Source organism: Vibrio sp. 10N.261.51.A3 (assembly GCF_041471965.1).
Classification (GTDB): Bacteria; Pseudomonadota; Gammaproteobacteria; order Enterobacterales; family Vibrionaceae; genus Vibrio; species Vibrio crassostreae_C.
Map to the genome: position 1 here is coordinate 1 of NZ_JBFRPK010000055.1, position 15,986 is coordinate 15,986.

13 protein-coding genes are annotated in these 15,986 nt (G+C 44.7%); 3 read left to right on the plus strand and 10 right to left on the minus strand.

Features of this window, described 5'->3' with window-relative positions:
- Window positions 1-113: 113 nt before the first annotated feature.
- The 9 genes from AB4371_RS14095 to AB4371_RS14135 all read right to left on the minus strand — a co-directional run bounded on the left by AB4371_RS14095 (window position 114) and on the right by AB4371_RS14135 (window position 9,148).
- Window positions 114-530, minus strand: coding sequence for a hypothetical protein (locus tag AB4371_RS14095; protein ID WP_017077240.1), 417 nt, complete (start codon window positions 528-530; stop codon window positions 114-116).
- Window positions 514-1,587: a formate dehydrogenase subunit gamma gene (locus AB4371_RS14100; RefSeq protein ID WP_372150156.1), complete on the minus strand. Its 1,074-nt coding sequence runs from the start codon at window positions 1,585-1,587 to the stop codon at window positions 514-516. The genes AB4371_RS14095 and AB4371_RS14100 overlap by 17 nt, the downstream gene beginning before the upstream one ends.
- Before the next feature lie 13 nt (window positions 1,588-1,600).
- Entirely contained in the window at window positions 1,601-2,209 is a 609-nt protein-coding gene (gene fdh3B, locus AB4371_RS14105; protein ID WP_004733723.1) for a formate dehydrogenase FDH3 subunit beta, read from the minus strand.
- An 11-nt stretch (window positions 2,210-2,220) separates the two neighbouring features.
- The gene (locus AB4371_RS14110; RefSeq protein WP_372150157.1) at window positions 2,221-5,076 is read right to left on the minus strand and encodes a formate dehydrogenase subunit alpha; all 2,856 of its coding nucleotides are present in this window, start codon (window positions 5,074-5,076) and stop codon (window positions 2,221-2,223) included.
- Window positions 5,077-5,086: 10 nt separating this feature from the next.
- A complete protein-coding gene (locus AB4371_RS14115) occupies window positions 5,087-5,287 on the minus strand; it encodes a twin-arginine translocation signal domain-containing protein (protein WP_008217926.1) in 201 nt (66 codons plus the stop codon).
- 78 nt (window positions 5,288-5,365) lie between these two features.
- Window positions 5,366-6,004, minus strand: coding sequence for a molecular chaperone (locus AB4371_RS14120; protein ID WP_372150158.1), 639 nt, complete (start codon window positions 6,002-6,004; stop codon window positions 5,366-5,368).
- Between the two features lie 9 nt (window positions 6,005-6,013).
- Entirely contained in the window at window positions 6,014-7,681 is a 1,668-nt protein-coding gene (locus AB4371_RS14125) for a 4Fe-4S dicluster domain-containing protein (protein WP_372150159.1), read from the minus strand.
- Window positions 7,682-7,980: 299 nt separating this feature from the next.
- Window positions 7,981-8,694: a DUF3306 domain-containing protein gene (locus tag AB4371_RS14130; RefSeq protein ID WP_372150160.1), complete on the minus strand. Its 714-nt coding sequence runs from the start codon at window positions 8,692-8,694 to the stop codon at window positions 7,981-7,983.
- The gene (locus AB4371_RS14135; protein WP_372150162.1) at window positions 8,684-9,148 is read right to left on the minus strand and encodes a DUF3305 domain-containing protein; all 465 of its coding nucleotides are present in this window, start codon (window positions 9,146-9,148) and stop codon (window positions 8,684-8,686) included. Before AB4371_RS14135 ends, AB4371_RS14130 begins: the two co-directional genes overlap by 11 nt.
- A gap of 397 nt (window positions 9,149-9,545) precedes the next feature.
- On the opposite strand from AB4371_RS14135, the gene AB4371_RS14140 reads away from it, so the two are divergent.
- The gene (locus tag AB4371_RS14140; RefSeq protein WP_017068189.1) at window positions 9,546-10,367 is read left to right on the plus strand and encodes a formate dehydrogenase accessory sulfurtransferase FdhD; all 822 of its coding nucleotides are present in this window, start codon (window positions 9,546-9,548) and stop codon (window positions 10,365-10,367) included.
- 222 nt (window positions 10,368-10,589) lie between these two features.
- Here AB4371_RS14140 and AB4371_RS14145 read toward each other — a convergent pair whose 3' ends face one another.
- Window positions 10,590-12,173, minus strand: coding sequence for an ABC-F family ATPase (locus tag AB4371_RS14145; RefSeq protein WP_372136124.1), 1,584 nt, complete (start codon window positions 12,171-12,173; stop codon window positions 10,590-10,592).
- A gap of 462 nt (window positions 12,174-12,635) precedes the next feature.
- On the opposite strand from AB4371_RS14145, the gene AB4371_RS14150 reads away from it, so the two are divergent.
- Together AB4371_RS14150 and AB4371_RS14155 are read left to right on the plus strand one after the other, a co-directional pair.
- Window positions 12,636-14,981: an ATP-binding protein gene (locus tag AB4371_RS14150; RefSeq protein WP_372150163.1), complete on the plus strand. Its 2,346-nt coding sequence runs from the start codon at window positions 12,636-12,638 to the stop codon at window positions 14,979-14,981.
- A 1-nt stretch (window position 14,982) separates the two neighbouring features.
- Entirely contained in the window at window positions 14,983-15,870 is an 888-nt protein-coding gene (locus tag AB4371_RS14155) for a mechanosensitive ion channel family protein (RefSeq protein ID WP_017059614.1), read from the plus strand.
- The last annotated feature ends 116 nt before the right edge of the window (window positions 15,871-15,986 follow it).

Below are 15,986 nucleotides of genomic sequence, written 5' to 3' on the forward strand. Positions count from 1 at the left end.
GCCGCGATGAACCTAAAAAAAGCCCAGCGACTCGAATCACTGGGCTTTCTATACGATGGTTGTTTTGAGTAAATCGCTCTAGATAATTTGTTATCTAGTTCGTCTGATACTCACTACAGGTTTGGTCCTGTTGTCGGGCTTTGCGGTAGGTTTTGACTTAAGCGCTGCATGCCTTGATACATACGAATAAACCAAACCACAATCGCGACACCACCAAACAACATGCCTACGTATGGGATGTAGTAAGCGATGTCATCGATAATATGGTTTTGATACCAGTAATCGTTCACACCGATCAACACGCCATTAGAGGTCGCTACCGTGACGATAAGCACAACAAAGAACGTCAGGTTCAAGAAGAAAGAGCGAATCAAGCCGTAATAATGCGTATCCACTACTTCGCCGTCTTCCCCTTTATCTAAACGATAGCCTGCGTAGATAATCGCGACCACACCAGAGAGAAGACAAGTAAAGGGTGTAAAGCAGCTTAGGATGTAAGCGACCCAAATACCTTTATGAGGTTTGTTCATTCTTATTCACCTCTTCGGTTTTCTCTATTGCTACGTTTGCGCTTTGTTCAGCGCCGATTTTCTCTTGTTCCATCACTTCTTTGTACCAAAGGTCATGGTGCTCTTTAGCCCAAGTTTCATCGACTTCGCCTGTTACCATACCTTCTAGAGCGCCTTCCATACCGAACAGGCCGATGTAGATGTGGAACACAAAGCCACAGATAAGGATTAAAGCAGCCAACATATGGACTAGGTTTGAAAGCTCCATATCACGTCGTGTTTGGCCAAAGATTGGGAAATCTAACACCAAGCCACTGATTGCTGCGACACTGCCCATAACGATAAGCAGCCAAAATAGCGCTTTTTCACCCGCGTTCGAAAACTCTGCAGATGGATGAGAACCTTTATGTTTCCCGACCATACCACCCAGTTTTATAAACCACTGGATATCGACCATTTTGAAGATCGACTTGCGCCACCACTTGATTAGAACAGCCATCAACAGCACATAGAAAATCGGGCCGATGTAGTTGTGGTATTGCTTCGCCAATAGAACGATGAAGCCCCATAAATCGGTTGGGATATAAGGTTTCAAGAAGTGTTTACCGTAAACCAACATCAAACCACTGAACGCCAGTGTTAAGAAGGTAAACGCCATGCTCCAGTGCAGTGCGCGGTCCAGTCGCGACCAACGTTTGATCTTACGGCCCGTTCTTGGTGCACTCAGCATTAATGGGCCAATCACAACGTACATTAGAGTAACGAAAGCAATACTGCCAAAGATAGCGACAGCACCGGCTGGTGACATCCACTTCTCTTTCAATATGTACCACGTTTGACCTGGGGTACTGATCAACACACCGTGCTCAGCCGATTGAGATGTGGTGTAACCTTCTTCACCGTTTCTTACTTGTCGCCAAAAATCAGCGCCAGCAAGTTGTGTAATTTCTCTTTCAGCAGAGCTCGATTGAGTTTGTGATGAGTTCGTCTCAGATGCATGACTCAAAGGAGACAGCATTGTTAGTGCTGCCAACATTGGCAGCACAACAAGGAAGAGACGCTTAAACATTGTAAGCATATGTCTCTCCTAACTAGCTCTTCATCGCATCGTAAGAAAGGTCATTGCCGTCTGTCCAGCCTGCACCCTTCGCACCACGTTCAACAACACGCTGACGGAATACATCAGAGACTTTCTCTGCATCACCCGCTAGTAGTGCTTTGGTCGAACATAAAGAAGCACACATTGGTAGCTTGCCTTCAGCAATACGGTTCGCACCGTACTTCTGACGTTCTTCCACAGAACCTGGCTCTGTTTCAGGGCCGCCAGCACAGAAGGTACATTTGTCCATCTTACCGCGCTCACCAAAGGCTTCCTGTTTAGGGAATTGAGGTGCGCCAAACGGACAAGCAAACAAGCAGTAACCACAACCGATACATAGATCTTTATTGTGAAGTACGATGCCGTCTTCTGTATGTTCAAAACAGTCTGCAGGACACACTGCCATACATGGCGCATCAGTACAGTGCATACATGCTACAGAGATAGAGTTTTCACCCGGTTCACCATCGTTCAATGTGACAACGCGGCGACGTTGAATACCCCACTCCAGAGCATCATCATTTTCATTCTTACATGCAGTGACACAACCGTTACATTCGATACAACGTTTGGTGTCACAAAGAAATTTCATTCTAGCCATTTTAAGACTCCTTACGCTTTACGAATATTACAAAGGGTTACTTTCGTTTCCTGCATCAACGTGACAGGGTCGTAACCATATGTGGTTGCTGTATTGGCTGCTTCACCAATAACGTAAGGATCGGTGCCTTCAGGATATTTAGAACGCAAATCTTCGCCTTCAAACTTACCACCGAAGTGGAACGGCAAGAACGCTAAACCCGGTTTCACACGACGTGTTACCATCGCTTTCACCTTAATTCGGCCCTTCTCAGCACCTTCAACCCAAACATCATCGCCATCTTTGAAGCCAATGTCGTTTGCGTCTTTCGGGTTCACTTCAACAAACATCTCTTGTTGTAGTTCTGCTAGCCAAGGATTAGAACGTGTTTCTTCACCACCACCCTCGTACTCAACCAGACGACCAGACGTAAGAATAATCGGGTATTCACCAGACTTATCTTGGTCTTGAATGGATTTGTACAACGTAGGAACACGGAAAATCGCTTCTTTGTCGTCCCACGTTGGGTAGTCAGCGACTAGATCACGACGTGGCGTGTAAAGTGGCTCACGGTGCAGTGGCACGCGGTCTGGGAATGTCCAAACAATCGCACGCGCTTTCGCGTTACCAAAAGGAATACAACCATGCTTGATAGCAACACGTTGGATGCCACCAGAAACGTCGGTTTTCCAGTTTTTACCTTCAGCAGAGGCTTTTTCTTCTGCTGTTAGGTCGTCCCACCAACCCAGTTGTTTCAGCAGTTTGTCACTGAACTCTGGGTAACCATCTTTGATTTCGCTGCCTTTTGAGTAGCTGTCTTCAGCCAATAGGCTTTGACCTTCAAATTCCACACCGAAACGAGTACGGAAGTTACCGCCGCCCTCAGCAACTGGTTTAGACGTATCGTAAAGGATATGTGTACCTGGGTGTTTCATTTCTGGGTTGCCCCAACATGGCCAAGGCAGACCGTAAGTCTCGCCATTCGCTGGGCCGCCTTCTGCAGCAAGCGTTGTTTTGTGGAACGTGTGCCAGTTTTGTTGGTGTTCTTTCAAACGCTCTGGGCTTTGACCTGTATAGCCGATCGTCCACATACCTTTGTTGAATTCACGAGTGATGTCTTCAATCAATGGTTGGTTGTTCTCAACACGGATGTTTTTGAACAGCTGATCAGAGAAACCAAGCTTCTTAGAAAGAAGGTACATGATTTCGTGGTCAGGCTTTGATTCGAACAGAGGATCTACAACCTTGTCACGCCACTGTAGAGAACGGTTTGATGCCGTTACACTGCCGTAGGTTTCAAATTGAGTAGTTGCTGGAAGCAAGTAAACGCCATCAGTACGATCGTTCATTACTGCAGCGACTGTTGGGTATGGATCAACAATAACCATCATATCCAGCTTCTGCATCGCCTTCTTCATCTCTGGACCACGAGTCTGAGAGTTCACCGCGTGACCCCAGTAGAACATGGCGCGGATGTTTTCGCGTTGACGAATCTTGTCTTTGTCTTCAAGCACGCCATCAACCCAACGAGAGACAGGAATACCTGCACTGTTCATTGGTTTTTGACCACCGTATGCGTTGTCGTCAAATCGTCCTTTAACCCAGTCAAAGTCGATATCCCAAACTTTAGACCAATGGCGCCAAGAACCTTCAGACAAGCCGTAGTAACCCGGTAGCGTGTCTGATAGTACGCCAAGGTCAGTTGCGCCTTGTACGTTATCGTGACCACGGAAAATGTTTGCACCGCCACCTGACTTACCGATGTTACCGAGCGCAAGCTCAAGTACACAGTAAGCACGTGTGTTGTTGTTACCCGTAGTATGTTGAGTACCACCCATACACCAAACGATACAGCCCGGACGGTTTTCTGAAAGCAGTTTTGCTGTGTGGTAAACGTCTTCTTCGCTAACGCCTGTTACACGCTCAACTTCTGCTGGGTTCCACTTCGCGACTTCTTCACGGATCTCGTCCATGCCGAATACACGTTGTTTAATGAACTCTTTGTCTTCCCATTGGTTTGCAAAGACGTGCCATAACACACCCCAGATAAACGCAACGTCAGAACCTGGACGAAGAGAAACGTAGTGATCTGATTTCGCAGCAGTACGCGTACGACGAGGATCCGCAACAACGATCTTACAGTTGTTCTTCTCTTTCGCGATCAAGATGTGTTGCATCGCTACTGGGTGAGCTTCCGCTGGGTTTGAACCAATGAACAGCATCGATTTACAGTTGTGCATGTCATTGAACGAGTTTGTCATTGCACCGTAACCCCAAGTGTTCGCAACACCGGCTACTGTGGTTGAGTGACAAATACGTGCTTGGTGGTCAACGTTGTTGGTGCCCCAAAGCGAAGCCATCTTACGGAATGCATAAGCTTGCTCGTTACTGTGTTTCGCACTACCTAGGAAGTAAACTGAATCAGGGCCAGACTCTTTACGAAGTTCTAGCGCTTTGTTACCGATCTCTTCAATCGCTTGTTCCCAAGAAAGCTTCTTCCACTTACCGCCTTCCAATTTCATTGGGTACTTAAGACGACGTTCACCGTGGCCGTGCTCACGAAGTGCTGCACCTTTCGCACAGTGTCCACCAGCGTTGAATGGGTGATCGAATGCAGGCTCTTGACCTGTCCATACGCCATTTTGAACTTCAGCGTAGATACCACAACCCACAGAACAGTGAGAACAGATAGTACGTTTCACTTCTGTTTTCGCTTTTGGATCGACTGATTTAGCCTGTGCTTTCTTCATCATACCTGGTGCAAATAGACTTGCGCCTACCACTGCGCCACCAGCAGCTAATGAAGTGTTTTTCATGAAGGCACGTCGAGACACACCTAGCTGATTGGTTTCTTTGCTCACACTATCGGAGCGTTTGACAAGTTTCATCCGTTATCTCCTAAAGTGTGTCGTAGTAATCGCGAATGTGTTGCGTCTCACGATACCCTGTCTTCTTCACGTCTTCTTTCGAAATTTCAACAGTTTCTGAAGCGGTTGCCACTTTAGTTGTACCAGCGACAACGGCACCAGCAACGGCTGCAGTCGTCAAGCCTTTGAGTAGATCCCTACGGCTTGTATTTATATCTTTATTATCTTTCATCATTGCTTCCTTACCTTACGGTAGATCTTTTTTTGGAGGCTTAATGCCCCTCTATCGATATAATCGCGTACTGCTCGATTACTCGTAATCAGTGACGTTTTTCACATCAATCTTTAATTTGTGCTTACTGCTTTTTGTATTCACGCTAAAACGCACTTGTTCTAACGTTAAGAATGCTTCACACAGTTGAGCGGCCGATTTGTAGAAGTTCGCGCTTTCTGCCCCTTCAAGCTGACGCGTGAAAGAGTTAAACCAAGGGCCAAGGTGCTTATTGAATACCGCCTGTTGCAGTGCTTCTTCTTCAGCCGTTAGCATCGCCATCACTTCACACAGTGCTGCGATATGATCTTCCGGCTCTTTCACTTGATCGTCACGCTCAATGCCTAAAAGCTCTAAGTCATGACGAATCTCTGCCAATGGTTTTTCCATCATGGCGCCAGTGCGATGCCAAGAACCAAATGGAACGACTTCTCCACGCCCAATACCGATGAACAAATCTTGATATTCGTCTTCAAGAGCTTCACGGTTTGATTCTGTTGCCGCTTGTTGAATGGCAATCCAAGCCTTTTGCATTGCGCTTTCAGACGCTTCAATATCGAGTGTTTTTAGAAAGTCGATCACCTCTTCAGAAGGTGCGCTGCGAAACAGTGCGGATAGAACCAAATAGATCTCAGTTCTTAGTGTCTGTTCTTGTGCCTGATCCAAATTCTTTTCCAAGGCTAACTCCTAGTATTTCAATTGTTTCAATGGGTCTTGAGCCATTGAATCGAACATATCCACCACACGGCAGTCTTCACACATAGCAATACGATTAATCGCTGCTTCATCTGAAAAGTGAGAGTGACCGCGTAACTTGTTCTGTAACATGTCAATCATAGACTGAGGTGCGAATGGTTTATGGCAACGTACACATTCCGCAGCTTTCTCTTCATGAATCACAACTGCTTTTTGACGTTCTTCTTTTACCCAGTTCATACGAGGCGTAAGAGTCAGAACATTTTCAGGACATGCCTTTTCACACAAGCCACATTGAATACAGTCTTGTTCTACAAATTTAAGTGATGGAGAAGCCCCGTCGGTATGAAGTGCACGTGTCGGACACACAGCCACACAGCTCATACATAACGTACAATCTTTGCTATCACACGAAACGTTGCCGTAAGGTGCGTTTGACGGAAGCTCAACAACATTTTCAACAGGAATACGAGCTGAAGACATCGCATCAAGTGCTGTAAATAGACGTTGGCGCTTGTTGCCTTGAAGATCGCCAAGTGCAAGGTCGAATGAATCCACACAAAGTGTTGGAGGACATTCACGTAGAGATTCTAAGTACAGAATATCGATGGTTTCTTTTGGAATACCGATTTGATCTAGTAGTTCTTGAGCAATCCCTACTTCGTTATTTAGAACACGAATGATCGTTTCTGGCATAAAGCGAGATGCGGCAAACAGAACCTGAGTTGCGCCATTAACTAAAGCTGCAAACCAAGTATCGATACCAATAGATGGCAGTTCTTCTACGACAATTGGAATCACGTTATCTGGCAGTGCTTTTAGCGCCATTACATTGTAAGTCTCATGACGAGAGCTACAGATAAGTACGATTGGATCCAGACCGCCCGCTTGCTCATAATTAGCTAGCGTACGTTCAATAAACTTTTGAGTGTCATCAGGGTTTGGCAGCGCATAGGTAATCGCTTCTGTAGGACAACTAGTTGCACAAGTACCAACGCCTTGACATAGGTAAGGGTTAATCTCAATCTTGTGACCCGTCTTATCAGAGCCTTCACTTGATAGTGCGCCAGCAGGACAAGCATCAACACAACGCTCACAACCTTTAACACCACGAGAACTGTGTGCACATAGGTCTGTGTCCAAACGGAAGAACTTAGGCTTATCAAACGTGCCCATTAACGTAGGAATTTCTTCTAACGCTTCAGCCAGTTTTGGATAACCACGACCTACTGGGTAATAACCAGGAACAGGTACTTCTTCAGTCATGCAGCTATTCAGACATAAGTCCAAAACCACATCAAAACAGTCATGATTGATTGCTACTTTTGCAAGGTTATTGGTTAGGCCTTTGTTTTCGATTAGAACTTCGAACGTACCAAGGAACCCTGAAACCTGAACAGCATTTGCGTAGTAAAGCTCTGACTCAGTATTCGTTGCCTTCACACCATCTGTCGAAAGCAGTGTTAGGCTTGTTAACTGAGGTAATTGAGCCGCAGCACTTTCAATGATCGCAGTTGGACCAATAACAAGTGTATTACCGCCGCTTTCGTAGCTAACAGTAGGTGGAATCAGATTTGTTAACTCAACTGTATTTTCAAATGCATACAGTCTTGCTTTAGCGTTATTTGAATTTGCTTGTTCTAATAATTGTTTAAGCATTGCTCAGTTCCATCTTTGGACATGGATAATCTGTTCAACCTTTATTGTAGTAAGCGAGAGAGAACTTGCTGAGTAATCCGTTAACAACTAACCCTTTAGCCAGTGTGTCGTTCGTCAGACCGTGAACTCGTCTATCTACAAAAAAGTTGATAATGAACGTTATTTTGCAAATGCCATGCCAATTTAATATGCCTTATATTTCAGTGATTTAATCCTATATAACGTTTATTGTGCGTATAAAAAAACCGCTTGGGACATTTTGTCGCAAGCGGTTCATTGAGTGTTTAGTCAAAATGTACCTATTCTTTGTGTGGTATATTTTGTCCCACCTCTTTCAGGTCTGCTTCGTCTGACATTGTAGCGTTATTATCCGATACTGTGTTTTTATACAGTTCTTTTTCTTGTTCGGTTATTTCGGCACTTTCTGACGTTTCAAGTTTATTATCAGATACCTCAAGATCGCTTTCAGAATTTTCTAAAACTTCACCTTCGTCTTTATTATCAATGATTTGCTCTTCTTCTGGCGCAGTTTCTTCTTCCGTTTTGTCTTTAACCCAATCACGCAAGGTTTCCGCAACCCCTTCAGAAAGAGACTTCAAATTACTGTAATCGTCGTCGTAATCATCTAAACCATCACGAACGTTGAATTCTTCTGAGAGGAATAATTTACGCAATGCCGCTTTTTTTACGCTTTCTGAAGCTTCTGACACCAATAATTGAGCAACAGACAAGTCTTCAGTCGTTTCTGATGCTATCTCCTGAGAGTCAATAGCTTGAGAATCGACAGCGTGAGCGTCTTCATTGTGTTCTGGAGACTCATTTTCTAAAGCACCATTTTCTAAAGTATCACGCTCTAATGACTCCGATGTTTCTGCGTCTATAGATGAAGCAGCAAACGAAGTCTTTGCGGAAGTAAGCTCAGTTTCCTCAAGCGTTTGTTGCGCTTCTAAAGGTTGGTCGGTTGATTCATCAAGCTTTCGTTGAGACCAACGGCTAAAAAAGTTAGTTGCCATTTGATCGACCCGCGCCTTTACGTTTCTTACGTCTTGCTTCTAATAACTCACCATGACGACCGATGAACGCTTCCATCCAAGCTTGTACAGGTAACGGAATGTCGTATGAAAGGACTTGGTTGTCACCGTCCATGTATTGCCCTGCAACGGTTTGTGATGCTGTAAGTAACTGAATGACGGGCTTAACGCCTGAATCGACATTATCCATCACTAAGAAAAGCTTAGGTTGCTGAGAGCTTAGGTTGAAACGATAGTCTGTACGCTCGTCTTTGTGCAACTGAAGCGAACATACGTCTGGGGTTTCATGTTCAGGTGATAATTCAAAACCGATGAGTTCCCATTGAGTTGCTACCCAAATGCCAGTTTTGATCTCTTTCTCTATTCTTTGGACACCTATTGGCCAAGCTGATTCTGTTTTTTCGTAGTGTTCTTGGAATTCTTTTATCTCAGACATACTGCACCCAATTGATTTTCTTTATTCTGATCGTACGTAGGACATTTTGTACTTCGCATAATCATATACCCTCTACAAAGCAATAAACACGCCAATACATTTTAAGTCCTGCTCCGTCTTTAGTGCGTTTGTCGTAAAGTTACCCCTATAACGTTAGTCGATCGCGCTGGTTTGAGACAGTTAGTCTCGGTGAACTCTCATATTTTGCGCTATTTTAATCGAATGCTTCATGTTTTCTCGAATAGCCGCTATTTTGGAATGAGAATTGCTAAATGCTTGAGTTAAAGCTAAGACTGACTAAGTGACAGAGAACGCATGTATTCTAAAGAGTCGTATGATGACTCTTGTCTAACTTCTTATCCCTTATAATCGCTATCTCATTAAGTAGGACGTGACTGTGGTAAAACCAAACATAATAAAAACCAGTGAAAACCCACTTCAGACCATCGAAGTTGAAGTGTTTGATGAATATGGCGAAAAGCTAACGAAACAAATTGCGTGCGAGCGCCCTCTTACCGTTATGTTGAACTGGAAAGAGATCGTAACTCTAATGACATTGGGTTCACGCCCGGAAGCATTAGTCTTGGGTTATTTGAAAAACCAAAGCTTCCTTTCTGATCCAGAAGCCGTTGAATCAATCATCATCGACTGGGAAACCAGCTCAGCAGCGGTTATCACCAAAGAAGATACGAGCCAACTTGAGCAAGCGCTTAAGAAGAAGACAGTTACCTCTGGCTGTGGCCAAGGTACCATGTATGGCAACGTGATGAAGCAATTGGAAGATTACCAAGTGCCTCAAACCAAGATTAAGCAATCTGAAATCTATACGGCTCTAGAAGCGCTGACTCATTATAACGACACCTACAAGAAAGCGGGTGCGGTTCATGGCTGTGCTGTTTGCAAAGACGACAAGGTTCTATCGTTTGTTGAAGATGTTGGCCGACACAATGCCGTTGATACATTGGCTGGTGAGATGTGGCTTAACAAAGAGACAGGTGAAGATAAGATCTTCTACACCACAGGCCGTTTAACGTCTGAGATGGTGATTAAGGTTGCGCAGATGGGAATCCCTGTTCTACTGTCACGCTCTGGCGTTACACAAATGGGCTTAGATTTAGCGCAGAAGTTCGGCATCACTACGATTGCTCGCGCTAAAGGTTTACGCTTCCAAGTGTTCACGGGTGCAGACAAGATTGACTTTGATGTGAAAGGTGAATAATCAGCAGTCGGAAAAAAGCGTAGGTTTGATTGGTGATTCACTAACCGCTTCTAATTGTAAAGTTCTGATGTAAATAGTTAGTGACCCATCAAGGATAAATACATAGAAACTTAGCTAGATACAAAAACGCCGTCATGCTTTTTAGTATGACGGCGTTTTTAATTTTCAATTTATAGCTTAATTTCCAACGCATAGAGTTGAAAACTAAGGCTAACTTAAAGCTTAGCCGCGTGCTTTCAAGAACTCAGCGTAAGTACCGCGGAAATCGTTGATCTTGCCATCTTTGATTTCAAGGATACGAGTTGCAAGCGAGTCTACGAATACACGGTCGTGAGATACGAAGAACAATGTGCCTTTGTAGTTCTCAAGAGCCAAGTTAAGCGCTTCGATAGATTCCATATCCATGTGGTTTGTTGGCTCATCCATTAGCAGGATGTTTGGTTTATGCATCATGATCTTACCAAGAAGCATACGACCTTGCTCACCACCAGAGATAACCTTTACAGATTTCTTAATGTCGTCTTGACCAAATAGCATACGACCTAGGAAGCCACGAACAACTTGCTCGTCTTCGCCTTCTTGGCGCCATTGGCTCATCCAATCAAACAAGTTCATGTCTGTCTCGAAATCGTGTGCGTGATCTTGAGCGTAGTAACCGATGTTTGAGTTTTCAGACCACTTATATTCACCAGTACGCGCTTCTAGGGCACCCGCTAGAGTGTTAAGTAGTGTTGTTTTACCCACACCGTTCTCGCCGATGATAGCAACACGCTCACCTACTTCGAAAATCGCATCGAACTTGTTGTATAGGTCTTCTTCAAAACCTTGAGATAGGTTTTCAACCACAAGCGCGTTACGGAATAGCTCTTTAGACTGTTCGAAACGGATGAATGGGTTTTGACGGCTAGACGCTTTAACTTCGTCTAGTTGGATCTTATCGATCTGCTTAGCACGTGACGTTGCTTGCTTCGCTTTAGATGCGTTAGCAGAGAAACGAGATACGAACGTTTGAAGTTCAGCAATTTGTGCTTTCTTCTTAGCGTTGTCAGACAGTAGACGCTCACGAGCTTGAGTCGCAGCCGTCATGTACTCATCGTAGTTACCTGGGAATAGACGAAGTTCGCCGTAATCAAGGTCAGCCATGTGTGTACAAACAGAGTTTAGGAAGTGACGGTCGTGCGAAATGATGATCATTGTGCAGTTACGTTGGTTTAGCGTATCTTCCAACCACTTGATGGTGTCCATGTCCAGGTTGTTCGTTGGTTCGTCAAGAAGCATGATATGCGGGTCTGCAAACAGTACTTGAGACAATAGAACACGAAGTTTCCAACCCGGTGCTACTTCGCTCATCAGACCGAAGTGCATTGATTCTTCAATACCTACCGCTAGAAGAAGCTCACCAGCTTTAGCTTCTGCCATGTAGCCGTCCATTTCAGCGAACTGAACTTCAAGGTCAGCCACTTTCATGCCGTCTTCTTCGCTCATTTCTGGCAAAGAGTAAATGCGGTCACGCTCTTGCTTAATAGCCCAAAGCTCTTTGTGACCCATGATAACCGTGTCGATTACCGTGAATTCTTCGTAAGCAAACTGGTCTTGGTTTAGCTTAGCAACGCGCTCGTTTGGATCGTAGCTTACGTTACCAGCACTTGGCTCAAGTTCACCAGATAGGATCTTCATGAACGTCGATTTACCACAGCCATTCGCGCCGATTAAACCGTAGCGGTTGCCTTCGCCGAACTTAACTGAAATATTTTCGAAAAGTGGCTTAGCGCCGAATTGTTGGGTGATATTTGCTGTGGAGATCAATGCCATTACCTTTTTAATGTGAAAAACGCCGCAACGTTACTTGTTCAGGGCTTTAACTGCAAGTATTGATTGCAATTACTGGCCATTAAGTGAGTGATAACCTAGCCAAATCATAGTTTGAACTGACTCACATTTTTGGTTTTCTATTTATCGCCGTAAAACCGTCGATTTTAAGGAAAAACAAAATATCGAACAGCGCACCATAATGGGCGGTATATAACGTCCCAAATCATGCCAACCATTGAATATATCGTATGCTGATTGGTCACAGTAAAAGCCAACCCAATCAACGCAACAGAAGACATAATAAAGATGCTCAAATACTAGCCTAATCCCTGACAATTTCATGACAAAATCGCTCGAAACAGGAATAAAGTACTCGCCCCCGACACGGGGTTGGATTTCACAAAGTCAGATTATCTAACTATAGTAATCCTAACCTCATAATTCTAAGAGACTTTTATGCGTTCACTATCGCGCTTCTTAATCCTCACTTTGGCCATTCTCTCTTGGCCTAGTCATGCCAACTTGGAATATGACTTACAATCTCAGCCGCAGGTATCCGATTCTGTTGTTGATCTCGATGATCGAATTGATTCGTTACCCGACCCCCTCTTTATGGAACCGTCGGACAGACGCCAAGTCAATATATTGCTCGCTGAAGTGCTACAAGTTCAAAAGCAGGAAATCAAAACCTTCGAGCAACAGATAAAAGCCTACAGAGCGAACAACGACGCCGATCAATGGTTTGCCGTTCAAACCAGTTACGTCACTTTGAATAGCTTGAATGTGAGCAAGCAACACCTGTTAGAGCAGACGAATTCCGCTAATAAAGAGCGCCTAACGGGTTTTGGCCCCTACGGCGTAACTCAATTTAAGCAAGAGTGGGAATTAACCAAGCTCAACATTGAGTATCTTGTTTACTTCCAAATTCGTAGCTTTAAAGCGCTCGTTAAAGACATCTTTATTTCGCCAGTGCCTGTGATTGGTGCATCGTTAAAAGTGTTGTTTATCTATTTTGGTTTAGCGTGGTGGCTTGCCAATAGCACTCGTTTGATTGAGTTGTTCAGAATTAATTTTCTTGAAGCGAAAACGAACCCTCCATTTTTAGTACGTGTGATCTGGTACATCAGCCGCGCTGATCGTGCGATTGCTTGGTTAATTGCGATTACGCTTTCTCTAAGAGTGCTCTCCAGCATCCCTAGCCTGCAACACCTGATTTTCCTTGAGATCTTCACTTGGTGGATTCTAGGTGGTTCGATTGCTATCAGCTTTATTTTGGAATTTGCGTATCGTTTGGGCCGCACATCTAATCAAGAAGTGATTGCGCTGCGCCTATCGACCATTCGCCGTTATGTTTGGAGTTTCATTGTTGCGGGTGTGACTTTGCAAATATCGAGTATCACGCTAGGCAAAGGCACTATCTATAGCTGGATCTACAGCGCCCTATTTTTCTGGTTTGTACTGGTTACCATTTCAGTGCTTAGATTATGGCGTGCGAAAGTCTTCGATACGCTGCAACACATCTCTGATCGTCCGGTATGGGTGAACTGGGCAGTAAACCGCAAGGATACCTTCTTACTTAATATATTGGCGACGGCCATTGGCATCGTATGGTTGAGTGTTTACAACTTCCAACACCGCATCATGGCCTTACTGTCTAATTACACACTGTTTAGCCAAGCTTTGGCGTACCTGTTTAGAATTGAAGTGGCTAAGCAGTCTGACCTTGACAAGAATCAGCAAAACTTGGTTCGAATCAAAGGCGATCAAACCTATGAATACATTCTTCCGGGTAATATCGACAGCACGCTGATTGATTACGCCGGTGATGAGGTTAAGCAACTGTCTCGCTACTTGATGTCAGACAGCCCTGCTATCTGTATTGTTTCAGGTGAGCGTGGTGTGGGCGCAACAACGCTGCTTTATACCCTGCTGCACAAAGTCTCTAACGCTGAACCTGTCTACGTAAGTTGCCCTTACGCTGGTTATCAAGAGCTGTTAGCGCATCTAGCGGTGAGCATCGGCTTGGAAGAGAAAGCGACTGAGATTCAGATCTTGGCTCACCTTCGTAAAAGCAAGACCACGTACTTGATTGCGATCGATAATGCACAACGTCTAGTTAAGCCAATGGTTGGCGGCTTGTCTGATCTGATACGTTTAACCAATCTACTGCGTCGTTCTAAAAAGAACCACCGTGTCGTGATATCGATCGCCAAATCAAGCTGGCGGTTTGTCGATCGAGCGCGTGGCGAACGTTTGCTGTTTGACTTGGTGTGTTTCCTTCCGCGTTGGACAGAGAAACAAGTCGGTGAGCTTCTAAATAGCCGTATTAATACGGATCTTGAGAAGCCGTTATCGTTTGATGGTTTGGTGGTGCCTAAACAGTGGGACCAAGATGACATGAGCGAGGAAGATCGCGCACGCCAAGGCTTCTACCGAATCTTGTGGCATTACTCTGATGGTAACCCTACCGTTGCGTTGCGCTTCTTCCGACTCTCATTGAATCGAAACAAAGATACCGATCAAGCCGTGGTGCGCTTGTTCCATGTTCCAGAAGCACAAGAACTAGAAAACATGCCAAAACCTATGCTGGCTGTGCTTCGTTCTATCGTGCAGTTGGAAATCGCGTCTCCGGAAGTCTTGTCTGATTGTACGCAGCTAAGCACGGCTGAGATAACCGGCATTCTGCGTTACTTTGAAAGCCGTGGTTATATTGGTTGGCATGAAGAAAAGGCTCGAATTTCCGAGCACTGGTTCCGCCACATTACTAACGTTCTCGACCGTCAACATCTACTGGTGAAGTAAAATGAAGAAGTTATTTATCCTACTATTTGTTGGCTTGGCAAGTGCTGTCAGTTTCCCGATCTTTGCGACGGAAGAGTTAGCCAATGTAGAAAACATCTCAAAGATAGCGAGTCTAGTGCGATGGAGCGGCGTGTTCTTCTCCATGATCGTTATTGCGGCGATGTGGTTACTGCTTAAGTTTATCAACTCGATGGTGACCAGTTTTGGTAGCCAATTCGTGCAATACCGAATGCTGCTACAGAAACTGCAGTCGTTTACTCAGTTCTTTATCTATGTGAGCACAGGTCTTATCGTGTTCATGATGAGCTTTAGAATCAACGACCAAATACTGGCTTTGATTGGTGGTACCCTCGCCGTGTCAGTCGGCTTTGCGCTTAAAGATTTGGCAGCTTCATTCATCGCGGGCATCACGGTAATGATTGATAGGCCCTTTCAAGTTGGTGACCGCGTCACGTTCGAAGGCAACTACGGTGATATCATTACCATTGGTTTGCGTTCAGTGCGAATGAGAACCCTGAACGATGACATCATTACCATTCCGAACAACAAGTTCTTAAATGAAGTGACCACCAGTGGTAACTACGGTGCGTTGGACATGCAGGTGGTGATTCCGTTTTACGTTGGTATGGATGAAGACATCACCCTAGCCCGCGATCTGATTCAAGAAGCGGCGTCTTCAAGTCGTTATATCCACTTGCCGAAACCTGTAACGGTTTTGGTTAAACAGACGATTACCGATAACTACCTAGCAATACAGCTAACTTGTAAGGCTTACGTTGTGGATACTGCGTATGAGAAGCTGTTTGAAACCGACATTACTTTGCGTGTGATGAAAGAGTTTAAGAAGCACAACATCAACCCACCGAAAATTTCAGTAGCGGCGCATTAGGCTTGATGCTTTAGACGTTTGTTGCTTATAGCAAATGACTAGCCATAAATAAAAACACCTCCGAACTTATCGCAAGTGCGGAGGTGTTTTTTATGAGCTTTTTATCTTTAAGCTAA

What these genes read in the sequence shown, in the direction of transcription:
- AB4371_RS14130 (WP_372150160.1), bottom strand. Translation starts at nt 8,694, where the DNA reads ATGGCAACTAACTTTTTTAGCCGTTGGTCTCAACGAAAGCTTGATGAA.
- AB4371_RS14095 (WP_017077240.1), bottom strand. Translation starts at nt 530, where the DNA reads ATGAACAAACCTCATAAAGGTATTTGGGTCGCTTACATCCTAAGCTGC.
- AB4371_RS14100 (WP_372150156.1), bottom strand. Translation starts at nt 1,587, where the DNA reads ATGCTTACAATGTTTAAGCGTCTCTTCCTTGTTGTGCTGCCAATGTTG.
- AB4371_RS14135 (WP_372150162.1), bottom strand. Translation starts at nt 9,148, where the DNA reads ATGTCTGAGATAAAAGAATTCCAAGAACACTACGAAAAAACAGAATCA.
- AB4371_RS14110 (WP_372150157.1), bottom strand. Translation starts at nt 5,076, where the DNA reads ATGAAACTTGTCAAACGCTCCGATAGTGTGAGCAAAGAAACCAATCAG.
- fdh3B (WP_004733723.1), bottom strand. Translation starts at nt 2,209, where the DNA reads ATGGCTAGAATGAAATTTCTTTGTGACACCAAACGTTGTATCGAATGT.
- AB4371_RS14125 (WP_372150159.1), bottom strand. Translation starts at nt 7,681, where the DNA reads ATGCTTAAACAATTATTAGAACAAGCAAATTCAAATAACGCTAAAGCA.
- AB4371_RS14115 (WP_008217926.1), bottom strand. Translation starts at nt 5,287, where the DNA reads ATGAAAGATAATAAAGATATAAATACAAGCCGTAGGGATCTACTCAAA.
- AB4371_RS14150 (WP_372150163.1), top strand. Translation starts at nt 12,636, where the DNA reads ATGCGTTCACTATCGCGCTTCTTAATCCTCACTTTGGCCATTCTCTCT.
- AB4371_RS14155 (WP_017059614.1), top strand. Translation starts at nt 14,983, where the DNA reads ATGAAGAAGTTATTTATCCTACTATTTGTTGGCTTGGCAAGTGCTGTC.